The sequence below is a fragment of the Hydrogenophaga sp. genome, assembly GCF_018780385.1.
GTDB lineage: Bacteria > Pseudomonadota > Gammaproteobacteria > Burkholderiales > Burkholderiaceae_C > Hydrogenophaga.
This window is the reverse complement of record NZ_JADMJO010000082.1, coordinates 1-23,245: the sequence shown is the minus strand read 5'-3', so window position 1 is coordinate 23,245 and position 23,245 is coordinate 1. Positions and strand designations below refer to the sequence as shown.

The 23,245-nt window shown below is 65.7% G+C and carries 19 protein-coding genes; 17 read left to right on the top strand and 2 right to left on the bottom strand.

What is annotated here, in order from left to right; all coding sequences use genetic code 11:
• The 8 genes from IV113_RS20295 to IV113_RS20260 all read left to right on the top strand — a co-directional run.
• Positions 1-827, top strand: an 827-nt coding sequence (locus IV113_RS20295) for a helix-turn-helix transcriptional regulator (RefSeq protein WP_291088751.1), incomplete at its 5' end; no start/stop codon positions are given.
• 112 nt (positions 828-939) lie between these two features.
• On the top strand, positions 940-2,649 hold the full coding sequence (gene boxC, locus IV113_RS20290) for a 2,3-epoxybenzoyl-CoA dihydrolase (protein WP_291088749.1): 1,710 nt from the start codon (positions 940-942) through the stop codon (positions 2,647-2,649).
• Between the two features lie 37 nt (positions 2,650-2,686).
• Positions 2,687-4,114 (top strand): benzoyl-CoA 2,3-epoxidase subunit BoxB, encoded by a 1,428-nt coding sequence (boxB, locus tag IV113_RS20285; RefSeq protein ID WP_291088747.1) that lies wholly within the window; start codon positions 2,687-2,689, stop codon positions 4,112-4,114.
• 61 nt (positions 4,115-4,175) lie between these two features.
• Positions 4,176-5,465: a benzoyl-CoA 2,3-epoxidase subunit BoxA gene (gene boxA, locus IV113_RS20280; RefSeq protein WP_291088745.1), complete on the top strand. Its 1,290-nt coding sequence runs from the start codon at positions 4,176-4,178 to the stop codon at positions 5,463-5,465.
• 106 nt (positions 5,466-5,571) lie between these two features.
• Positions 5,572-6,207 (top strand): DUF3305 domain-containing protein, encoded by a 636-nt coding sequence (locus IV113_RS20275; protein ID WP_291088743.1) that lies wholly within the window; start codon positions 5,572-5,574, stop codon positions 6,205-6,207.
• 2 nt (positions 6,208-6,209) lie between these two features.
• Positions 6,210-6,842 (top strand): DUF3306 domain-containing protein, encoded by a 633-nt coding sequence (locus IV113_RS20270; RefSeq protein ID WP_291088742.1) that lies wholly within the window; start codon positions 6,210-6,212, stop codon positions 6,840-6,842.
• Positions 6,769-8,868: a 4Fe-4S binding protein gene (locus tag IV113_RS20265; protein ID WP_291088740.1), complete on the top strand. Its 2,100-nt coding sequence runs from the start codon at positions 6,769-6,771 to the stop codon at positions 8,866-8,868. Before IV113_RS20270 ends, IV113_RS20265 begins: the two co-directional genes overlap by 74 nt.
• A gap of 14 nt (positions 8,869-8,882) precedes the next feature.
• The gene (locus IV113_RS20260; RefSeq protein ID WP_291088738.1) at positions 8,883-9,500 is read left to right on the top strand and encodes a molecular chaperone TorD family protein; all 618 of its coding nucleotides are present in this window, start codon (positions 8,883-8,885) and stop codon (positions 9,498-9,500) included.
• 9 nt (positions 9,501-9,509) lie between these two features.
• Here the strand turns inward: IV113_RS20260 and IV113_RS20255 are convergent, their stop codons facing one another.
• Together IV113_RS20255 and IV113_RS20250 are read right to left on the bottom strand one after the other, a co-directional pair.
• A complete protein-coding gene (locus IV113_RS20255) occupies positions 9,510-11,597 on the bottom strand; it encodes a cache domain-containing protein (protein WP_291088736.1) in 2,088 nt (695 codons plus the stop codon).
• Complete coding sequence (locus IV113_RS20250) at positions 11,594-12,943, bottom strand: sigma-54 dependent transcriptional regulator (protein ID WP_291088734.1); 1,350 nt, start codon at positions 12,941-12,943, stop codon at positions 11,594-11,596. Before IV113_RS20250 ends, IV113_RS20255 begins: the two co-directional genes overlap by 4 nt.
• A 517-nt stretch (positions 12,944-13,460) precedes the next feature.
• Between IV113_RS20250 and IV113_RS20245 the strand changes: the two genes are divergently transcribed.
• The 9 genes from IV113_RS20245 to IV113_RS20205 form a co-directional block, all read left to right on the top strand.
• Positions 13,461-13,691 carry a formate dehydrogenase gene (locus tag IV113_RS20245; RefSeq protein WP_291088732.1) on the top strand — a complete coding sequence of 77 codons (231 nt, stop codon included), beginning with the start codon at positions 13,461-13,463 and terminating at the stop codon, positions 13,689-13,691.
• Positions 13,692-13,789: 98 nt separating this feature from the next.
• Entirely contained in the window at positions 13,790-16,756 is a 2,967-nt protein-coding gene (locus IV113_RS20240) for a formate dehydrogenase subunit alpha (RefSeq protein WP_291088730.1), read from the top strand.
• A 16-nt stretch (positions 16,757-16,772) separates the two neighbouring features.
• Entirely contained in the window at positions 16,773-17,375 is a 603-nt protein-coding gene (gene fdh3B, locus IV113_RS20235) for a formate dehydrogenase FDH3 subunit beta (RefSeq protein ID WP_056272861.1), read from the top strand.
• Complete coding sequence (locus IV113_RS20230) at positions 17,372-17,617, top strand: hypothetical protein (RefSeq protein ID WP_291088725.1); 246 nt, start codon at positions 17,372-17,374, stop codon at positions 17,615-17,617. Before fdh3B ends, IV113_RS20230 begins: the two co-directional genes overlap by 4 nt.
• Before the next feature lie 13 nt (positions 17,618-17,630).
• On the top strand, positions 17,631-18,851 hold the full coding sequence (locus IV113_RS20225) for a formate dehydrogenase subunit gamma (protein WP_291088723.1): 1,221 nt from the start codon (positions 17,631-17,633) through the stop codon (positions 18,849-18,851).
• A gap of 32 nt (positions 18,852-18,883) precedes the next feature.
• Positions 18,884-19,276 carry a hypothetical protein gene (locus tag IV113_RS20220; protein WP_291088721.1) on the top strand — a complete coding sequence of 131 codons (393 nt, stop codon included), beginning with the start codon at positions 18,884-18,886 and terminating at the stop codon, positions 19,274-19,276.
• A gap of 108 nt (positions 19,277-19,384) precedes the next feature.
• Positions 19,385-20,245: a formate dehydrogenase accessory sulfurtransferase FdhD gene (locus IV113_RS20215; protein WP_291088720.1), complete on the top strand. Its 861-nt coding sequence runs from the start codon at positions 19,385-19,387 to the stop codon at positions 20,243-20,245.
• Positions 20,246-20,307: 62 nt separating this feature from the next.
• Complete coding sequence (upp, locus tag IV113_RS20210; protein ID WP_291088718.1) at positions 20,308-20,940, top strand: uracil phosphoribosyltransferase; 633 nt, start codon at positions 20,308-20,310, stop codon at positions 20,938-20,940.
• Positions 20,941-21,086: 146 nt separating this feature from the next.
• On the top strand, positions 21,087-23,245 hold a 2,159-nt coding region (locus tag IV113_RS20205), incomplete at its 3' end, for an FtsX-like permease family protein (protein WP_291088716.1).

The following is a 23,245-nucleotide window of genomic DNA, read 5'->3' as shown; positions in this document are numbered from 1 at the left end:
GCGGCATGACGCGCAAGGCCGTGGCCGTGGCGGCCGACGTGTCCGAGCGGCACCTTGCGAACCTCGAATACGGCACCGGCAACGCCTCCATCCTGGTGTTGCTGCAAGTAGCACAGGCGTTGCACTGTTCCCTGGCGGAATTGCTGGGGGATGTGAGCACGAGCTCACCCGAATGGCTGCTGATCCGTGAGTTGCTCGAAGGCCGCGGCGAGGCCGATCTGCGGCGCGTGCGCGTGGCCATCGGCGGCCTGCTGGGCGGCGGCGCCGTGCCCGGCGGCGACCCGGGACGCAGTTCGCGCATCGCCCTGATCGGCCTGCGTGGCGCCGGCAAATCCACCCTGGGCCAACGCCTCGCCGACGACCTCGGTTTTGCCTTCATCGAGCTCAGCCGCGAGATCGAAAAATTCGCCGGTTGCAGCATCCACGAAATCCATTCGCTCTACGGCACGCCCGCCTACCGCCGCTACGAGCGCCGCGCGCTGGAAGAGGCGATCCAGATCTACCCCGAGGTGGTCATCGCCACGCCCGGGGGGCTGGTGTCGGACGCGGCCAACTTCAACCTGCTGCTCTCCCATTGCACCACCGTGTGGCTGCAGGCCGACCCGGCCGACCACATGGGCCGCGTGGCCGCACAGGGCGACATGCGGCCCATGGCCGCCAGCCGCGAGGCCATGGAAGACTTGAAACGCATCCTGACCGGGCGCTCGGCCTTCTATTCCAAGGCCGACATGAGCTTCAACACCAGCGCCTACAGCCTGGACGACGCTTTCGGGGCGCTGAAGACCCAAGTGAGCGAGTTGTTGGGCTTGGTTACAAAACATGCATGAAAGTGCATTGACCGTTTTGACTTTGTGAATTATTATTCACGTCATTGGGCTCCCGCCGGCAGTTGACTGCCGGTTTGTCGGGGCCTCCACGCAGCCCCGAGGAGACAAACCCATGAGTGACACCGCCATCGTCAGCGCGCCCGTTGCAGCCACCCCCGCCGCCATCGCCGCGCCCACCACGGTCGATTACCGCACCGACCCCAGCCAGTACCGCCACTGGAAACTGTCGTTCGATGGTGCCGTGGCCACGCTGGCCATCGACATCAACGAAGACGCCGGCATCCGCCCCGGCTACAAGCTCAAGCTCAACAGCTACGACCTGGGCGTGGACATCGAGCTGCACGACGCGCTGAACCGTGTTCGCTTCGAACACCCCGAGGTGCGAACCGTGGTTGTCACCAGCGCCAAGGACCGCGTGTTCTGCTCCGGCGCCAACATCTTCATGCTGGGTGTTTCCAGCCACGCCTGGAAAGTGAACTTCTGCAAGTTCACCAACGAAACCCGCAACGGTATCGAAGACTCTTCCAAATACAGCGGCCTCAAGTTTGTGGCCGCGCTCAACGGCGCCTGTGCCGGTGGCGGCTACGAGCTGGCCCTGGCCTGCGACGAGATCGTGCTGGTCGACGACCGGTCGTCCGCCGTGTCGCTGCCCGAAGTCCCGCTGCTCGGCGTGCTGCCGGGCACCGGTGGTCTCACCCGCGTGACCGACAAGCGCCACGTGCGCCACGACCTGGCCGACATCTTCTGCACCACCAGCGAAGGCGTGCGCGGCAAGAAGGCGGTCGACTGGCGCCTGGTGGACTCCATTGCCAAGCCCCAGCAGTTCGCAGCTCACGTGAGTGAACGCGCCACCGCCCTCGCGGCGCAGAGCGACCGACCTGCTGGTGGCCAGGGCGTGGCCCTGCCGCGCATCGAGCGCACCGACAGCGCGAACGGCCTGAGCTACGCCTTCGTGAACGTGGCCATCGACCGCGCCAAACGCAGCGCCACCATCACACTGAAGGCGCCCGCCGGCACGCAGCCGCAAGACATTGCGGCGATCGAAGCCGCCGGCGCCGCCTGGTGGCCGCTGCAGATGACGCGTGAACTCGACGACGCCATCCTGTGCCTGCGCACCAACGAACTCGACATCGGCACCTGGCTGCTCAAGACCGAGGGTGATGCCGCCGCCGTGCTGGCGAGTGACGCCGTGATGCTGGCCAACAAAGACCATTGGCTGGTGCGCGAGACGCTGGGCCTCATGCGCCGCACCTTCGCGCGTCTCGATGTGTCTTCGCGCAGCCTGTTCGCGCTCATCGAGTCCGGTTCGTGCTTCGTGGGCTGCTTTGCCGAGCTGGCCTTCTGCGCCGATCGTGCCTACATGCTGGCCCTGCCCGACGATGCCGAGAAGGCGCCCAAGCTGCAGCTCGACGGCTTCAACTTCGGCGTGCTGCCCATGGTCAACGACCAGTCGCGCCTGCAGCGCCGCTTTTACGAAGAAGCCGGCCCGATGGACGCCGCGCAGGCTGCCATTGGCCAGGCGCTGGACGCCGATGCCGCGCTCGCGCTCGGCCTCATCACCGCCGCCCCGGACGACATCGACTGGGACGACGAAGTGCGCATGGCACTCGAAGAGCGCGCGTCCATGTCGCCCGACGCGCTCACCGGCCTGGAAGCCAACCTGCGTTTCGCGCAGAAGGAAAACATGGCCACGCGCATCTTTGGCCGCCTCACCGCCTGGCAGAACTGGATCTTCATCCGCCCCAACGCTGTCGGCGAAAAGGGCGCTCTGAAAGTCTATGGAAAAGGCGACAAGGCCACCTTCGACTTCAACCGCGTCTGATTGATTCATCCCCGCCACGAACCCGAGGAAGCACCACATGAGCACGATCAACTACAGCGAAAAGATCCCCAACAACGTCAACCTGAGCGAAGACCGCACGCTGCAGCGCGCGCTCGAAGGCTGGCAGCCCAACTTCGTGAACTGGTGGGACGATGTCGGCCCCGATGGTTCGACCTCGTACGACGTCTACCTGCGCACCGCGGTCAGCGTCGACCCGCAGGGCTGGGCCCAGTTTGGCCACGTGAAAATGCGCGACTACCGCTGGGGCATCTTCCTGAACCCGGGCGATGCCAACCGCGAGATCCACTTCGGCGACCACAAGGGCGAGAAGGCCTGGCAGGACGTGCCCGGCGAACACCGCGCCAACCTGCGCCGCATCATCGTCACGCAGGGCGACACCGAGCCGGCATCGGTCGAGCAGCAGCGCCACCTGGGCCTGACCGCGCCCAGCATGTACGACCTGCGCAACCTGTTCCAGATCAATGTGGAAGAAGGCCGCCACCTCTGGGCCATGGTCTACCTGCTGCACAAGCACTTCGGCCGCGACGGCCGCGAAGAAGCCGACGCGCTGCTGCAGCGCACCTCGGGCGACCAGGACAACCCGCGCATCCTGGGTGCGTTCAACGAGAAGACACCCGACTGGCTCGCCTTCTTCATGTTCACCTACTTCACCGACCGCGATGGCAAGTTCCAGCTCTCGGCCCTGGCCGAGTCCGCGTTCGACCCGCTGGCCCGCACGACCAAGTTCATGCTGACCGAAGAAGCCCACCACATGTTCGTGGGCGAGAGCGGCGTCTCGCGCGTGCTCTCCCGCACCGCGGCCGTGATGAACGAGCTCAAGACCGACGACCCGCAGAAGGTGCGCGCCGCCGGTGCCATCGACCTGGGCACCATCCAGCGTTACCTGAACTTCCACTACAGCGTCACCATCGACCTGTTCGGCGCCGACCAGTCGAGCAACGCCGCCATCTTCTACAGCTCGGGTCTGAAGGGCCGCTACGAAGAAGGCAAGCGCACCGACGACCACGTGCTCAAGGGTCAGACCTACAAGGTGCTCGAAGTGCAGAACGGTCAGCTCGTCGAGAAGGACGTGCCCATGCTCAACGCGCTCAACGAAGTGCTGCGCGACGACTTCATCACCGACTCCGTGGCCGGTGTGAACCGCTGGAACAAGGTGCTGGAGAAAGCCGGCATCCCCACCCGCCTGACCGTGCCGCACAAGGCCTTCAACCGCCAGATCGGCGCGCTCGCGGGCATCAAGATGTCGCCCGAAGGCCGCGTGGTGAGCGAGACCGAATGGGCCGCGAAGAAGGGCGAGTGGCTGCCGACGCCGGAAGACTTCGCTTTCGTCGCTTCGCTGATGGGCCGCGTGGTCGATCCCGGCAAGTTCGCCGGCTGGATTGCGCCGCCCGTCATGGGCATCAACCGCCAGCCTGTGGACTTTGAATACGTGCGTTTTAATTGAGTGCATCACCCCCTCTCCCGCGTGCGGGAGAGGGTTGGGGTGAGGATGCAGGAGACATACCATGAACGCCATTGCAGAAGCCGCTGTCATCCAGCAGCACCTGATCGATCCCGAGATCTGCATCCGCTGCAACACCTGCGAGGCCACCTGCCCGGTGCAGGCGATCACGCACGACAGCCTCAACTACGTGGTCGACGCGGCCAAGTGCAACCTGTGCATGGCTTGCATCTCGCCATGCCCCACCGGTTCGATCGACAACTGGCGCACCATGCCACGCGTGCGCGCCTATTCGATCGAAGAGCAGCTCACCTGGGAGGAACTGCCGGCCGAGTTGCCGCCCGAAGAACTCGAAGGTCTCGACGAAACGCCCGTTCGGGCTGAGCCTGTCGAAGCCCCCGCCAGCCAGCTCGATCCTGCCGGTCAGGAGACCTTCAATTCGTCTGCCTTCGGCGCCACGCTGCCGCCCTGGTCGGCCGCGCACGCCTACACCAACCTTTACGGCCCCAAGGCCTCTCACAAGACCGTGACCGCCACCGTGGTCGGCAACGTGCGCGTGACCGAGGTCGGCAAGACCGCCGGCGGCGACTACGACACCCACCACATCGTGCTCGACTTCGGCACCATGCCGTTTCCCGTGCTCGAAGGCCAGAGCATCGGCGTCGTGCCCCCAGGTGCCGACGAGAAAGGCCGCACGCACCACGCGCGCCAGTACTCGATTGCCAGCCCGCGCAATGGCGAGCGGCCGGGCTACAACAACCTCTCGCTCACCATCAAGCGCGTGCTCGAAGACCACCAGGGCCAGCCGGTGCGCGGCGTGGCGAGCAATTTCATGTGCGACCTCAAGGTCGGCGACAAGGTGGAGGTGATCGGGCCGTTCGGCACGAGCTTCCTCATGCCCAACCACCCGCGCTCGAACATCGTGATGATCTGCACCGGCACCGGCAGCGCGCCCATGCGCGCCATGACCGAATGGCGGCGTCGCCTGCGCGCGTCGGGCAAGTTCGAGGGCGGCAAGCTCATGCTGTTCTTCGGCGCGCGCACGCAGGAAGAGTTGCCGTACTTCGGTCCGCTGCAGAACCTGCCCAAGGACTTCATTGATACCAACTTCGCGTTCAGCCGCACGCCAGGCGCACCCAAGCGCTATGTGCAGGACGCCATGCGCGAGCGCGCGGCCGACCTCGCCGCGCTGCTGCAGGACCCAAACACTTTCTTTTATGTCTGCGGCTTGAAGAGCATGGAAGAGGGTGTGGTGCTGGCGCTGCGCGACGTGGCGCAGGGCGCCGGACTCAGCTGGGACGACCTCGGTACAGCCCTCAAACGCGAAGGCCGTCTTCACCTGGAAACATACTGAGGTCCTTTGGCCTCAGGGTTTGCCCGCGCAATCTGCAGCCCGGGGCGGGGGGAAGCGCTCGGTGTCGCGCCAGCCCCGGTGGGATGGCTTACATTGCGGTCTTCCTATGAAGACTGAACATACGTCGCCCGCCGCCCGCAGCCGCCCCGCCATCGAGGTGGACGTGGTGATGCGGCGTGAGCCCGTGATCGGTCCCATGAGCCGCTGGCAGCCGTTTCGCTGGGTGTTGGGCGACGTGTTGTTGCGCGGCAGCCCGGACGAAACCGAGCCCGAAGGTGCGGAGCATGATCACGAGCCGCAGGCGGTCGAACCCGTCGATGGCCCCGCAGATGACGGCACCACCACCCACTGGCTGTTCCCCCGTTTTCGCGTGATGCTGTTTCGCGACGATGCCGAGGGCTATTTCCTCAACCTCAACAGCCCGAATCCCTGCTTCTGGGTGTTCTGGCGCGCCGACGAAGCCCGCTTGCTCGATGGGGAACCGATGGCCGTGCCGCAGATCGTCACGCTGAGCTACCACGACGCCGGCCGCTGGCTCGACGCACAGGAGCGCGTGGACCAGGTGCCCGCAGCCCCCGAGGTGGTGGACTGGTTGCGCGGCTTCGTGGACGTCACCTACCAGCCCGAGCCCAAGCGCCGCCAGCGCCCCGAGAGCTTCAAACCCTTGACCGACCGCTTTGGCCAACCTGTGCGCGTGACGACCGAGAAGCGGCGCGGCGGCGGTGGACCACCGGGACAGTGAGCATGGCCACTGACGACGACAACAATTTCTTTTCGCGCTGGTCGCGCCGCAAGGTGCAGGTGCGCACCGGCGAACCGCTGCCCGCCGAGCCACCAGCCCCGGCCGCTGCCGTCGTGGTGCCCGCTGCGGTGGTGGCACCCGCGCCCGTCATTCCCTCGGCGGAGGAGCCACCCGAAGCACCGCCCGCGCTCACGCTCGACGACGTGGCCCGCCTCACGCCCGAGTCCGATTACTCGGCCTTCGTGGCCAGGAGCGTGTCGCCCGACGTGCGCAATGCGGCGGTGAAGAAGCTCTTCACCGACCCGCACTACAACATCATGGACGGGCTGGACATCTACATCGACGACTACTCCCAGCCGAGCCCGCTCTCGGTGGCGGACATGGCGAAGATGGTGGGGGCGCAGTTCCTGAAACTGGTGGACGACCCGAATGAAGTGAAGCCGGCTGCCCCCGTGGCCGCAGACTACCCGACCGAGACGCTTGCGCCCGCACCTGAAGTGGGCCAAGCCTTGCCAGACGACAACGACGATCCCTCCGTCCCCGAGACACCGGACACCCACGATGACCACGCTGATCTGCAATTGCAACCAGACCATGCCCCTGAACCCCCGGGTTCTGGGCGAGGCCCTGGATGAAGACCTGACCCTGCACACCACGCTGTGCCGCCGCGACGCCCCCGCGTTCCAGCGCGCCGTGCGGAGCAACGACGACCTGGTGGTCGCCTGCACCCAGGAAAGCCGCCTCTTCACCGAACTCTCCGAACAGACCGAGGGCGCGGTGTCGCTCGACGTGCGGCCCATCAAGTTCGTCAACATCCGCGAAACTGGCGGCTGGGGTCGCGAGGCGAAAGACGCCACGCCCAAGATGGCCGCGCTGCTGGCCGCCGCCCGCCTGCCCGACGCCGAGCCGGTGCCCACCGTCACCTACAGGAGCGCGGGCCGCCTGCTGATCATCGGTGCGTTGCAGGATGCCGAGCGCGTGGCCGATCTGGTGTCCGACACGCTGGAGGTCAGCCTCATGTCCACCGGCGGCACGGGCATGCAGACCCGCCGCTACCCCGTGATCGCGGGCGACATCGGGGAAGTGCGCGGCTGGCTCGGCGCGTTCACGGTGGACTGGACCACCAACAACCCGATCGACCTGGACCTCTGCACGCGCTGCAACGCCTGCGTGGCCGTCTGCCCCGAAGGCGCCATCGGCCTGGACTACCAGATCGACATGGACAAATGCAAGAGCCACCGCGCCTGCGTGAAGGCCTGCGAAGCGGTGGGCGCGATCAACTTCCAGCGCGACGCACAAGACCACAGCGAGCAGTTCGACGTGGTGCTCGACCTCAGGGCCGAACCGGCCTTCAAGCAGCACGCACACCCGCAGGGCTACTTTCATCTGGGCAGCGGCATCGACAACCCCGCCGGCATGTCCACCGTGCTCAAGCTGCGCGAGCTTGTGGGCGAGTTCGAGAAGCCGAAATTCTTCACCTACAAGCAGAAGATCTGCGCACACGGCCGCAACGAAACCGTGGGCTGCAACGCCTGCGTCGAGATCTGCTCTGCGCTGGCGATTTCCAGCGACCTCAAGCGCAACCAGATCGTCGTCAATCCCAACCTCTGCGTGGGCTGCGGCGCCTGCACCACCGTGTGCCCCACCGGCGCGCTGTCGTACGCCTACCCACGCGCGAGCGAGCAGGGCGTGAAGCTGCGCACCCTCCTGGCCACCTACGCAAAGGCCGGCGGCCAGAACGCCGCGTTGCTGTTGCACAGCCAGGAAGCCGGCACAGCGCTGGTCAACGACCTGGGCCGTGCCGCTTCGCTGGACAAGAAGATCCGAGGCGTGCCCGCCCGCGTGATCCCGCTGCCGCTGTGGCACACGGCCTCCATCGGTGTGGACGTGTGGCTGTCGGCTTTTGCCTACGGAGCGTCGCAGGTGTGGGTGCTCATGACCGGCGAAGAAGCGCCGCAATACCGCGAGGCGGTGCGCGAGCAGATGGCGGTGGCGCAGGCCCTCGTGAGCGGCCTGGGCTACAGCGGGCAGCACTTCCGCCTCATCGAAGCCCGCGACATCCAGACGCTGGATGCGGCCCTGGTCGGTGCACCGGCCCAGACGGTCAAGCGCCGCGCCACCTTCGCCATTCAGGCGGAGAAGCGCGCCACCGTCGAGCTGGCCATTGACCACCTGCTGCAGGACAGCGCCGCCCAGCGCCCGGCCATGGAAGCCATCGCGCTGCCCGGCGCTTCGCTGCTGGGCACGATCGCGGTCAACAAGGACACCTGCACGCTCTGCCTGAGCTGCGTGAGCGCCTGCCCGGCCAGTGCCTTGCAGGACAACACCGAGCGTCCGCAACTTCGTTTCATCGAGAAGAACTGCGTGCAGTGCGGCCTGTGCGCCAGCACCTGCCCGGAAGACGCCATCACGCTGCAGCCGCGCCTGTTGCTCGGCGAGCAGCGCAAGCAGTTGCGCGTGCTCAACGAAGCCCAGCCCTACCACTGCATCCGGTGCGCCAAACCCTTCGGCACCCTCAAGGGCATCGAGGTCATGCTCGGCAAGCTCTCGGGCCATTCCATGTTTCAGGGCGAAGCGCTGGAACGCCTGAAGATGTGCGGCGACTGCCGCGTCGTGGACCTGTACTCCAATCCGGGCGAGACCCGCATCACCGATCTGTGAATTCCGACGAAGCCATGAACAACGCCATTCCGATCACGTCCACCCTGGACGAAGAAACCGCCCGCGCCGAGGTCTATGGTTTGCTGGCCGCGCTGTACTACGCGCCGCCCCCGCCCGAGCTCATGGCCCAGCTGCGCGTGGCTGTGACCGAAGCGCCCGCCGCCGGTGGTTTTCTGGAAGAACCCTGGCGCGATGTCGTGGCCGCCGCTCGCGAGCTGGACGACGCGGGCGCAGTGGCCGAATACAACGCGCTCTTCGGCGGTGTGGGCAAGCCCGAGGTTTACGTCTTTGGCTCGCACTACCTCAGCGGCTTCCTGAACGAAAAGCCGCTGGCTGCGCTGCGCAGCGATCTGGCGGTGCTCGGTCTCGGCCGCGACGACACCATGCCGGAGACCGAAGACCACGTGGCTTATGTTTTTGAAGTGATGCGGTATTTGATCGCCGGCGAAGACGTCGAGGTGGCCAACCTCACGCAACAGCAGAAGTTTTTCACCACCCACCTGCAGCCCTGGGTGGCACGCATGTGCGACGACATTGCCGCGCACCCCAAGGCGCGCTTTTACGCAACGCTGGCAGCGTTCACGCGCGCCTTCGTGGGTGTTGAGGCGCAGGGTTTCGACATGCTGGCTTGAGCCCGCGGCTCACTGCGCCCCGGGCCGCCCGTCGTTGGTCGGCGAGGCCGACGGCGCTACAGGCTCGGTCAACAGCCGTACGGTGAACGCAGCGCCCATGCCGCCCGGGCGGTTGTCCGCAGAGATGCTGCCGCCGTAGCGCTCCACCAGCCCCTGGCTGATCCACAGGCCCAGGCCGTTGCCGTCGTTTTTGGTGGTGAAGAACGGGCGGAAGAGGCGCTCCAGCGTGGCCTCGCTCAGGCCGGCACCGCTGTCGAGCACACGCAACTCGGCACCCTTGTCGCAGTCCCGCGTTTCCAGCCGCAGTACGCCACCGCGCGGCATGGCCTGGATCGCGTTGATCAGCAGGTTGATGATCACCTGCTGAAGTTCCTGGCGGTTGCTGCCCACGCGCTTCGTGCACAGCAGGTCGCGCTGGACCTCGATCTGGGTCTGCGACATCAGATGCCCCACCAGCACCAGGCAGTCGTTGACCGTGCGGTTGAGGTCGAGTGACTCCACGTAGCCAGCGTATTCGGTGGGCCTTGCGTATTGCAGCAGCTGCGTGACGATCAGACGCATGCGTTCGACCTGCTCGTCAAGCAGTTGCAGTTCGCCGCGCACCGGCTGCGCGTGCGTGCCCAGGGTCTCGCGCATCAGGTCGAGGTTGCCCTGCATCACCGCTATCGGGTTGTTGATCTCGTGCGCGATGCTGGCAGTGAGCTGGCCGATGGCCGCGAGCTTCTCGCTTTTGACCAGTTGCTGCTGCGCCATCTGCAGCGACGCGTTGCTCATCTCCAGCTCGCGCGTGCGCTCGGCCACCTTGTGATCGAGCTCCTCGCCCCAGCGCTGCAGCGCGGCGGTCTTGTCGTCTATGACATCCAGCAGTTCGTCCAGGTGGCCGGCCAGCGCACCGAGTTCATCGCGCGCCGAGATCTCGCCCACACGCGCCTTTGACTGGCCTTCTTCCACCAGTTGCATGGTGTGGTTCATGCGCTGCACCGGCTGGAAGATGCTGCGCGCCCAGCGCAGCGAGAACCAGGCCGAGAGCGCCATCACGCCGAGGAAGATCAAGCCCATCACCCCCAGCATGGCGTAGCGCACCAGGCGAAAGGGGGCTTCGGTGAAGCCCACGTAGAGCATCCCGATGCGCGCTCCCTTGGCATCCTGCAGTGGCTCATAGGCGGACACGTACCAGTCGTTGACGACGAAGGCGCGGTCCAGCCAGGTGTTGCCACGGCCCAGCACCGCATCGCGCACCGCCTGCGACACCCGGGTGCCGATGGCACGCTGGTCCTGGAACAGGCGCACGTTGGTGGTGATGCGCACGTCGTCCATGAACAGTGTGGCCGTGCCCTGGCTGCCGAAGGGCAGGGCACCTTCGGGGTAGACGATGCGGTTGATGTGGTCGATGAAGTCGAGGTTCTGGTTCAGCAGCAGGCCGCCCGCGAGCACCGCGATGGTCTGACCTTTGGCATCCAGCACCGGGTGCGTGGACAGCATCACCATGGCGCGGTGTTCGGTCTCGCGTGTGGCAGGTGCGGCGTTGCGTGTGGCCACCAGTGGAATGCGCAGGCGCGGGGACAGATGGGGTGCGAGCGCGTCCAGCGCTTCGGGCTCCAGCAGCAGCAGCCGGGCCTGCGCGTTCGCTCGACCGGGCTGCAGCGACGCTGCCAGCCCGGTGGGCATGGGCGGAATGGGCGCGGTGGCGTCAGCGCTGCTGAGGCCGGTGGGCACAGCGCGTGCCAGTGGTTTGCCCCTCGCGTCGTAGAGCAGCAGAAAATCCAGTCCGAGCCGTTCGCGCGCCAACGCCAGCTGTTCGCTCAAGCCATTCTTGTCCGTCGGGGCCAGGCGCAACGCCGCATACAACGACTGCGATCCAGCCACGCCCAGCGTGCCCGAGCCGACCTCGCCGAGCACCTGCTGGAAATAGCCGTGCGCCACCGCCAGATCGCTGCGCACCTTGGTGATCAGGAGCCGGTCGTAGGCCACGTTGCCCCACAGGGCCAGCGCGATCACCAGCATCGGGAACGCCACCAGCAGCGGCAGCAAGGCCATGGCCAGCAGCTTGTTGCGTACCGAGCCCACGAGCCAGCGCGGCGTGCGCCAGAGGGTCACAGGCCCGCCCACTCGGCGACGCGGCGTTCGAGTGTGCGTCTGGAGACACCGAGCAACTGCGCGGCGCGCGTCTTGTCGCCCTGCACCGAGTCGAGCACGGTGAGGATGTGCAGCTTTTCCATCGCGTGCAGGTCGGTCGGCATGGCCGGTGTCGTGGCGCTGCCCTGCGCCTGGTTGACGCCCGGGTACAGGGCCGAGACGTTGAGCGTTCCCAGGATCAGCGAACGTTCGATCAGGTTGCGCAGCTCGCGCACGTTGCCCGGCCAGTCGTACTGGGCCAGGAAGTCCATCTCCTGGGCGCTGATCGTCAAAGGCTCCACGCCAAGCGAGGGCGCGAGCTGCGCCATGAAGTGCGCTACCAGTTCGGGGATGTCCTGTTTGTGCGCGCGCAGCGGTGCCAGGTTCAGGTCGACCACCTGCAGACGGAAGAACAAGTCCTTGCGGAAGCGGCCGGCTTCCACTTCGGCGCTGAGCTGGCGGTTGGTCGCCGCGATGATGCGCAGATTCAAAGGCACCAGTTGCTCGCTGCCCACCGGGCGGATCTTGAGGTCTTCGATGGCGCGCAACAGCGTGGCCTGGATCGGCAACGGCAGTTCGGCGATCTCGTCGAGAAACAGCGTGCCGCCCTGCGCGTAGTGAAACAGGCCGTCGCGCGCGCGGGTGGCGCCGGTGAACGCGCCCTTGGCGTGGCCGAAGAGTTCGCTCTCGATCAGCTCGGGCGACACCGCCGCGCAGTTGACCGGCACGAAGGGTCCGCTGGCGCGGCTGCTCTGCGCGTGCAGTTCTCGCGCCACGAGTTCCTTGCCGGTGCCCGACTCGCCTTGCAGCAGCACCGTGCTGTTGACCGGCGCCACGCGGGCAATGGAGGTGCGCAGTATCTGCATGTCCAGCGACTGGCCCACCAGCGCGGTGCCGCGCCCGGGAGGTTGCGAGACGGCGCGACGCAGCACGAAGTTTTCGCGGCGCAGGCGCGAGCGCTCGTAGCAGTGCTTCACTGCATTGAGAATCTGCGGCACACGAAACGGTTTGAGGATGAAATCGGAAGCGCCGGCGCGCAGCGCCTCGATGGCGGTGTCCAGGTCGGCGAAGGCCGTGATCAGGATCACCTCGCCGGTGAAGCCGTGTTCGCGCAGTTCCTTGAGCCAGATCACGCCGCTTTTGCCCGGCAGCGAGATGTCCAGGATGATCAGGTCGACGTGGTGGCCGCGCAACCACTGCGCGCCGTCTTCTGCACTGCCCGCGCTCATCACGAAGTGGCAGCGCGGTGCCAGGGTCTTGACGAGGAAGTTGAGCATGCCCTGCTCATCGTCGACGATCAGGATGGACCAGTCGGGCCAACCTTCCAAAGATTTGTCGGGCCCGGAGGGCAAAAATGATGTGTCCACCCGCCGGGATTCTACGGACGTAGCCTACGAAATCAGTGGGGTATTGGCGCAAACCCCACGGTGGAGCGGGGTGTTGAATCAGGTGCACACGCGCTTCGCGTGCGACAAGTTGTCGCACTGCTGTGTGACAACCTGACCACGGGCGCTGTAGGACTTCGGCATTCGCATGCGGGTATTCCCGAGGCCGTCAGCCTGCACGACAACCGAATCATGAGTGTGCTCAAGGTGTGGCGCTGCGGGGCTGCTTGACTCCATCGCATGGGCACCGACACCTTTGGCTTATGGCACGCTTCTGGCTATCAAAAGCGCAGCAAGCGGCGATGCTGCGATGCCGCAGGAACCACGCTTGGCTCGCCATGTCTGGAACACGATTGGCTACGTATGAACCACCTTGCAACGCTTACCGCGTGGGGTTAGATTCCACGTATGCAAAAGGTCCGCACGTTGGTTGGCGGGCCATTTCAACCTGGAGATCTGCATGACCAAGCCCTCCCACCCGACCGCAGGTGAAGAACGTTCCGGCCTGAACCGGCGCACCCTGTTTGCCGGCGCCTCCACGGTTGGCGCGCTCGCCGCTGCTGCAGCTTTGATTCCCCGCGCACCCGTTGAAGAAACCGCCGCGATCAAGGCCAAACCCGCACCCACCAAAGGTGGCGGCTACAGCCTCAGCGATCACGTCAAACAGTATTACCAGACCACCCGCATCTGAGCGGACGGCTGTTCCTTGAATCCCCACGTTCTCGTTCGTTTGATGCCCCGGACAGGGGCGCAAGCCGCTGCCCCGGCGGCTTCCCAGGAGGCAAAACCATGCTGCTGACCAAAAAATCATCCTCCACGGGTGGACACGCTGCGCGCGTGCATTCCACCTTCGTCCACAACCTGCAGCGGGGCCTTTCAACGGCTCTGCCCACCATGGACCGCCGCGCGTTTCTGCGCCGCTCCGGCATGGGCGTGGGCGTGGGTCTGGCCGCATCCCAGCTCGTGCTGGTGAAGAAGGCCAAAGCCGCTGAAGGCAAGTCGATCGACGGCACCGGCAAGATCGAAGTCAAGCGCACCATCTGCACCCACTGCTCGGTCGGTTGTGCCACCGATGCGATCGTTGAAAACGGCGTCTGGGTGCGCCAGGAACCGGTGTTCGATTCCCCGATCAACCTTGGCGCCCACTGCGCCAAGGGTGCAGCTCTCCGCGAGCACGGCCACGGCGAGTACCGCCTGCGCTACCCCATGAAGCTGGTCAACGGCAAGTACGAGCGCATCAGCTGGGACGTGGCGCTGAACGAAATCACCGCGCGCATGAAAGAGCTGCGCGAGGCCAGCGGCCCCGACTCGGTCTATTTCATCGGTTCGTCCAAGCACAACAACGAGCAGGCGTACCTGATGCGCAAGTTCGTGAGCTTCTGGGGCACCAACAACTGCGACCACCAAGCCCGCATCTGCCACTCCACCACGGTGGCCGGTGTTGCAAACACATGGGGCTACGGCGCCATGACCAATTCGTACAACGACATGCAGAACAGCAAGTGCGCGTTGTACATCGGCTCCAATGCCGCTGAAGCGCACCCGGTCTCGCTGTTGCACATGCTGCATGCCAAGGAAAACGGCTGCAAGATGATCGTGGTCGATCCACGCTTCACCCGCACCGCCGCCAAGGCCGACGAGTTCGTGCGCATCCGCTCAGGCACCGACATCCCGTTCCTGTTTGGTCTGCTGCACATCATTTTCAAGAATGGTTGGGAAGACAAGAAGTACATCAACGACCGCGTCTACGGCATGGAAGCCGTCAAGGCCGACGTGATGGCCAAGTGGACGCCAGCCGCCGTTGAAGAAGCCTGCGGCGTGGGCGAAGAGCAGATGTTCAAGGTGGCGAAGATGCTGGCTGAAGCCAAGCCCGCCACCATCGTGTGGTGTATGGGTCAGACGCAGCACACCATCGGCAACGCCATGGTGCGCGCCACCTGTATCTTGCAGCTGGCACTGGGCAACGTGGGCAAGAGCGGCGGCGGCACCAACATCTTCCGCGGCCACGACAACGTTCAGGGCGCGACCGACGTGGGCCCGAATCCCGACTCGCTGCCCGGCTACTACGGTCTGGCCGCGGGTTCGTGGAAACACTTCGCTGCCACCTGGGGTGTGGACTACGAGTGGATCAAGAAGCAGTACGCCGACGGCATGATGGAGAAACCCGGCATCACGGTCTCGCGCTGGATCGATGGCGTGCTGGAGAACAACGAGCTGATTGACCAGGGCCCGAACCTGCGCGGTGTGTTTTTCTGGGGCCATGCACCCAACTCGCAGACCCGTGGTCTGGAGATGAAGCGCGCGATGGACAAGCTGGATCTGCTGGTGGTGGTGGACCCATATCCTTCGGCCACCGCGTCCATGGCCGCCATGCCCGGGAAGCCGGAAGACCTGAACCCCAACCGTGCTGTGTACCTGTTGCCGGCTGCCACGCAGTTCGAAACCAGCGGTTCGTGCACCGCATCGAACCGCTCGCTGCAGTGGCGCGAGAAGGTCATCGATCCGTTGTGGGAGAGCCGCAGTGATCACATGATCATGCATCAGTTCGCTGAAAAACTCGGCTTCGCGACCGAGCTCAGCAAGAACTACAAGATGCAGAAAATCAAGGGCTTGGACGAACCCGTGCCCGAAGACATCCTGCGCGAAATCAACAAGTCGGTCTGGACGATTGGCTACACCGGCCAAAGCCCGGAGCGCCTCAAGGCCCACATGCGCAACATGAACGTCTTCGATGTGAAGACGCTCAAGGCCAAGGGCAAGGTTGTCGACAAGGAAACCGGCTACGACATGACCGGTGACTACTTCGGTCTGCCCTGGCCCTGCTACGGTACGCCCGAGATCAAGCACCCCGGTTCGCCCAACCTGTACGACACCTCCAAGCACGTCATGGAAGGCGGCGGCAACTTCCGCGCCAACTTCGGTGTGGAGCGCGAAGGCAAGTCGCTGCTGGCCGAAGACGGATCGTTCTCGGTGGGCTCGGAGATCACCACCGGCTACCCCGAGTTCGACCATGTGCTGCTGAAGAAGCTCGGCTGGTGGGAAGACCTGTCTGAAGCCGAGCGCACCAAGGCCGAAGGCAAGAACTGGAAGACCGATCCGACGGGCGCCATCATCCGCGTGGCCATGGCCCACGGCTGCCACCCGTTCGGCAATGCCAAGGCCCGCGCCGTGGTGTGGAACTTCCCCGATGCGATCCCGCAGCACCGCGAGCCCATTTACGGCATCCGCCCCGATCTCGTGGCCAAGTACCCCAGCCACGACGACCAGAAGTCCCGCTGGCGCATGCCGGTGCTCTACAAGTCGCTGCAGGCCAAGAACATCGAAGACAAGATGCACGAGAAATTCCCGCTCATCATGACGTCGGGACGCTTGGTCGAGTACGAAGGTGGCGGCGAGGAAACCCGCTCCAACCCCTGGCTGGCCGAGCTGCAGCAAGAGATGTTCGTCGAGATCAATCCGGAAACGGCAGCGGCACGCGGTATCCGCAACGGCGAGCGCGTGTGGGTGAGCAGCCCCACCGGTGCGCGACTCAATGTGCAGGCGCTGGTGACACCACGCGTGGGAGCAGACACCGTGTTCCTGCCATTCCACTTCTCCGGCCGCTGGCAGGGCGTGGACATGAAGCCCTACTACCCGGATGGTGCCTTCCCTGTGGTGCGCGGCGAGGCCGTCAACACCGCTACCACGTATGGCTACGACATCGTCACGATGATGCAGGAAACCAAGACCACGATCTGCAACGTCGAAAAAGCCTAAAGAGCAGGAGCACACCATGGCAAGAATGAAATTCATCTGTGATGCAGAGCGCTGCATCGAATGCAACGGTTGCGTGACCGCCTGCAAGAACGAGCACGAGGTGCCGTGGGGCGTGAACCGACGCCGCGTGGTCACGCTCAACGACGGCGTGCCCGGCGAGAAGTCCATCTCGGTCGCCTGCATGCACTGCAGCGACGCCCCTTGCATGGCCGTGTGCCCTGTGAACTGCTTCTACCGCACCGACGAAGGCGTGGTGCTGCACGACAAGGACGTGTGCATCGGCTGTGGCTACTGCTCGTACGCCTGCCCGTTCGGCGCGCCGCAGTTCCCCTCGCAGGGCACGTTTGGCGTGCGCGGCAAGATGGACAAGTGCACTTTCTGCGCCGGCGGCCCCGAGGCCCACGGCAGCCAGGACGAGTTCGAGAAGTACGGTCGCAACCGCCTGGCCGAAGGCAAGCTGCCGGCCTGCGCCGAGATGTGCTCCACCAAAGCCCTGCTCGCCGGTGACGGCGACGTGGTGGCCGACATCTTCCGCAACCGCGTGTTGCAGCGTGGCAAGGGCGCTGAAGTCTGGGGCTGGGGCACCGCCTACGGCACCGCACAAGGGACCAAATCATGATCCAGCGTTTCACACTCACCATCGCGGCAGCAGCCTTGGCGCTGGGTCTGGCCGCGTGCGGCGACCAGCCGCAGGAAATGAACGGCGCTGGCGTCAAGCAGGACGGTGTGCCGTACAGCGGCGTGGGCAAGAGCCAGTACGCGCAAGGTGGCTGGAGCGTGGGCGACAAGGCCAGCTGGGAACAGCAACTCAAGGCGCGCGCCCAGTACGGTCAGAACGACTACACCCGCATGTCCAAGTGACAAGGAACGCTGTATGCAACGGTTTTTGACCTCCGGCTTGCGCCGGCTCGCATCGCCTGCTGTCCTGGCTGCGGCCTTGCTCGCGCTCAGCGCGGGTGTGGCCAGCGCACAAGCCGTGAAGCCGGCCACGGGGCAGGACGATCCAGCCCCGCCCGCCGTGACCGCCCCGGCAGCCACCCAGCCGGGCGGCATCCGCAGCGCCAATATCTTCGAGATCGCGCCCGACGCGGCCACCGACCCCAAGTACAGCGAGCAGACCAACGCCGAACGCGGCAAGGTCCAGCCGGGCAACAACGCACCCATGTGGCGCGATGTGGGCAAGGGTGTCACGGGCTATTCGAGCCTGCCCTACCCGGAAGCCGGCAACATGATCCAGGGCTTCGTGCAGTACCCCGGCTCGCGCCTCACCAACGCCGGTGAAGCCTGGCGCCAGGTGCGCAACAACTGGATCATTCCCTACGGTGGTTCGCTGTTGTTGATCGCCGTGGTGGCGCTGGCACTGTTCTACTTCGGCAAGGGCACGATCAAGCTGCACGGCAGCGAGACCGGTCGGGTCATCGAGCGCTTCACCTACGTTGAGCGCGCAGCCCACTGGGTCAACGCCATCGCCTTCGTGGTGCTGGCTGTCTCGGGCGTCGTCATGGCGTTCGGCAAGTTCTTCTTGCTGCCCGTCATCGGCAGCACGCTGTTTGGCTGGTTGACCTACGCGCTCAAGAACATGCACAACTTTGCCGGCCCGCTGTTTGCGGTGTCGCTGGTGGTGGTGTTCTTCACCTTCCTCAAGGACAACTGGCCCAGCAAGGAAGACTTCACATGGATCATGAAGGCGGGCGGCCTGTTCGGCGGTGCCGAAGTGCCTTCGCACCGATTCAATGCAGGTGAAAAAGTTGTGTTCTGGGGAGGCGTGTTCTTCCTGGGACTCATCGTGGTGGGCTCTGGCGTGTTCCTCGACAAGATCGTGCCGGCCGTGGAGTACACCCGCGCCAACATGCAGGTGGCCAGCATGATCCATGGCGTGGCCACCATCCTGATGATGGCCATGTTCCTGGGGCACATCTACATGGGCACCATCGGCATGCAGGGCGCCTACAAGGCCATGAAGACCGGCTATGTGGACGAGACCTGGGCCAAAGAACACCACGAGCTCTGGTACGACGACATCAAGGCCGGCAAGATCCCCGCGCACCGCACGGCTGCCGCCGCTGCGGCCAGCGATGCGCCCCGCACCGCCTGACCGCATCCGATTTTCTGAAGCAAGGAACTCCCATGAAACGCAGCCTTCTGTGCCTCTCGATGCTGTTGGCCACGTCCGTGTTCGCCAAGTTGCCCGCACCCGTCTTGACCGAGGAAGCCAAGGCCAAGGCCGAGGAAGCCAAGGCCAAGACCGCCTGGGCTGCCAAGGTCGACAGCTACAAGCTGTGCCTGTCCATGGACCGTGCGGCGGGCAACTACTTCAAGACGGCCGCCGCCAGCGGCAAGTCGGTCAAGCCCGCTGCGGCACTACCGGCCTGTGCCGATCCAGGGCCTTTTACGTACGTGGCGGCGGCTGCCGCTGCCGTGGCCAAACCGGTCGAAGCGGCTGGTGCGCATTCGCCAGCGCCCACCGCGTCCAGCCCACCCAGCGGCAAGGCGCCGGCTGCCACCCCCACTGGCAAGTGATTCGCCAGAACGCAACCCGTTTCCAGTTCGCCTGCGTTTGAAAGGGCCGCACCTCCAGGTGCCGGCCCTTTGACTTTGTCACCATCGAATTTGTTGTAGTCTGCCGCCATGCCTTTGCCCCACCTCACCCAGGCCCGTGCGCCATTGACCCGCGAAGTCGAGGTCATGAACCAGCACGGCGAGCGGGAGACGATCTTCATACCCGCCGAGCGCGACCTCACCGTGTATGTGGACAAGCGCGAGTTGGTGACCCTGATGACGCTGGGCGCGCAACCCGAGTGGCTGGTGCTGGGCTATTTGCTCAACCAGCGTTTGATCGCCTCGGTGGACGACATCGAGTCCGTCACGGTGGACTGGGAGGTGGGAGCGGCGTCCGTCAAGACGCGGCACGGCATCGACCACATTGAAGAGCGCACGTCCAAACGTGTGGTCACCACCGGCTGCGGCCAGGGCAGCGTGTTCGGCAACCTCATGGACGAGATCGACAGCATCCGCCTGCCCGAATCCATGGTGCTGCGCCAGTCGCAGCTGTATGGCATCGTCAATGCGATACGGTTGAAGGAAAGCACCTACAAGTCGGCGGGTTCGGTGCACGCGTGCGCGCTGTTTCTGGGCGAAGAGCTTCAACTTTTCGTTGAAGACGTCGGCCGCCACAACGCGGTGGACACCATTGCGGGATGGCTCCCGCTTCAAACCGAGTTGCCCGCAGGCGACAAGATTTTTTACACCACTGGCCGCCTCACCAGCGAGATGGTCATCAAGTCGGCCCAGATGGGTGTGGCGGTGGTGGTCTCGCGCAGCGGCATCACCCAGATGGGGCTGGATCTGGCGCAGCGCGTGGGCCTGTGTGCCATCGGCCGGGCCACCAACAAACACTTCCTGTGCTACACGCACCCCGAGCGCCTGGTGCTCGACGCGGTGCCTCCTGCCACGCCCATGGCCCGTGAGCGCGCCGCCAGCCCGTCCTGACGCGGCGCTGGCCCGGGCGATCGGGCATAAACTCGGTTCACTTTTTTGCCGAGAAATTCCCCATGAGCCGAGACGTCCACGTCATTGACCACCCCTTGGTGCAGCACAAGCTCACCCTGATGCGCCGCAAGGACACCAGCACCAAGAGCTTCCGCGAACTCGTGCACGAACTCAGCGCGCTGCTGGCTTACGAAATCACGCGCGACATGCCGATGCAGGAGATCGAGATCGAGACCCCGCTGGAAAAGATGACTTCGCGCGTGATCGACGGCAAGAAGGTCGTGCTGGCCTCCATCCTGCGCGCGGGCAACGGCTTTCTTGACGGCATGCTCCAGGTGATCCCCGGCGCACGCGTGGGCCACATCGGCCTGTACCGCGATCCGGCCACGCTCAAGGCGGTGGAGTACTACTTCAAGATGCCGCAGGACATGCACGAGCGCGACGTGATCGTGCTCGACCCCATGCTCGCCACCGGCAACTCGGCTGTGGCGGCGGTGGACAGGCTCAAGAAGACCGGCCCGCGCTCGATCCGCTTCGTGTGCCTGGTGACCTGCCCCGAAGGCATCATGACCTTCCACGATGCGCACCCCGACGTGCCGATCTACACGCCAGCCGTGGACCGCGGCCTGAACGAGCACGGCTACATCGTCCCGGGTTTGGGCGATGCGGGCGACCGCATTTTCGGCACGAAATAGGATCCCCCCGCGCCGCGCTTGCAGCGCGTCACCCCCCAGGGGGCAACACCTGCGGCCTGGCGGAGCCAGTTCCGCGGTGTTCTGGGTTTGGGTTTTTGCGCTCCGGCGGCGCATGTGGCTTTTGTTGATGCGATAAGGTTCTGCGAATGAGTACACCCCCCACCTCCCTGCCCATCCGTTTCTGGACCGTGGGCTGGTCTTCCCTCGTGCGCGACTGGCGCGCCGGCGAACTGCGCCTGCTGATGATCGCCGTCACCCTGGCGGTGGCCGCGCTCACGGCCGTGGGATTTTTCGCCGACCGCCTGCAGGGAGGCCTCACGCGCGATGCGCGCGCGCTGATCGGTGGCGATGCCGTCATCAGCAGCGACAACACGCCGCCGGCCTCGTTCGAGGCGCGGGCGCGCGAGCTCGGCCTGACGACCACGCAGACGCTGGGCTTTCCCACCATGGGCCGCGCGCGCGACGAAGAGGGCGGCGCGGCGCGCCTCGTGGCCCTGAAGGCCGTGGGCCAGGGCTACCCGCTGCGCGGCACCCTGCGCGTGGCCGAGGCCCAGGGCGGGCCCGACAGCGCCACCAGCGAGATCCCCGCACCCGGCACCGCCTGGGTGGACGAAGCCCTGCTGGTCTCGCTCAATCTCAAGATGGGCGACCCCTTGCTGCTGGGCGACTCGTCGCTGCGCATCACGCGCATCATCGTGGTCGAACCCGACCGGGGCGCCGGCTTCATGAGCTTCGCCCCGCGCGTCATGCTCAACAGCGCCGACCTGCCCGCCACCGGCCTGGTGCAACCCGCCAGCCGCCTGACCTACCGTTTCGCCGTGGCCGGCAACGAGGCGCGCGTGGGCGAGTTCAGTCGCTGGGCCACGCAGACCATGGAGCAGTCCGGCGTGCGCGGCATGCGGCTGGAGTCGCTCGAAGGCGGGCGCCCGGAGATGCAGCAGACGCTGGGGCGCGCCGAAAAATTCCTCAATCTCGTCGCGCTGCTGGCCGCCCTGCTGTGCGCGGTGGCCGTGGCCATCGCCGCGCGCGGCTTCGCCCAGCGCCACCTGGACGACTGCGCCATGCTGCGCGTGCTCGGCCTTTCGCAGGGCACCATGGCGCGGGCCTACACGCTGGAGTTCGCGCTGATCGGCCTGTTCGCCAGCGCGCTGGGCGTGGCCATTGGCTACGCGGTGCACCACGTGTTCGTGCTGCTGCTCGCGGGCCTGGTGGAATCCAGCCTGCCCGCGCCGGGCATCGCCCCGGTGTTGCTGGGCCTGGGCATGGGTCTCACGCTGATGATGGCTTTTGGCCTGCCGCCGGTGCTGCAACTCGCGCAGGTGCCGCCGCTGCGCGTGATCCGCCGCGACGTCGGCCAGCTCAAACCCGCCACGCTGGCCGTGCTGGGCCTGGGCGTCGTGGGCTTTGCCGCGCTGCTGCTGGCCGCCAGCCGCGACCTGCTGCTGGGCGCCATCGCCGTCGGTGGTTTCGCCGGTGCGGTGCTGCTGTTTGCGGCCGCCAGCTACGCCGCCGTGCGCGTGCTGCGTGCCAGCGTGAACGAGGCCACCGCGCCGCGCGCGCTCGTCATGGCCACGCGCCAGCTCTCGGCCCGCCCGGCCTACGCGGTGGTGCAGATCAGCGCGCTCGCCGTCGGCCTGCTGGCGCTGGTGTTGCTGGTGCTGCTGCGCACCGATCTCATCTCGAGTTGGCGCAGCGCCACACCACCCGACGCACCCAACCGCTTCGTGATCAACGTGCAGCCCGAGCAGGGCGAAGCCTTCCAGCAGGCGCTGCGCCAGGCCGGTGTGCAGCGCTACGACTGGTACCCCATGATCCGGGGTCGGCTGGTCAACATCAACGGCAAAGCCGTGGTGCCGGAAGACTTCGCCGAAGACCGCGCACAGCGCCTGGTGGAGCGCGAATTCAACCTGTCCAGCAGCGCGTCGGTGCCGGAGCACAACCCGGTGGTCGCCGGCCGCTGGACCGACAACGAGGCGGACGCGCTGAGCGTGGAAGAGGGCCTGGCCGAAGAGCTGGGCCTCAAGCTCGGCGACCGCCTGGGCTTCGACATCGCGGGCCAGATCACCGAAGGCCGCATCACCAGCCTGCGCAAGGTGGACTGGGGTTCCATGCGGGTGAACTTCTTCGTGGTGTTCCCGGTGGCGCAGGTGCCCAACGTGCCGCTGAGCTTCATCAGCGCCTTTCGCGCACCCGAGACCGATAACGGCGCGGCCAACGGTTTCGACAACGCCCTGGTGCGCCAGTTTCCCAACATCACCAACGTCGACATGAGCCAGACCATCGCGCAGGTGCAGCGCGTGCTCGG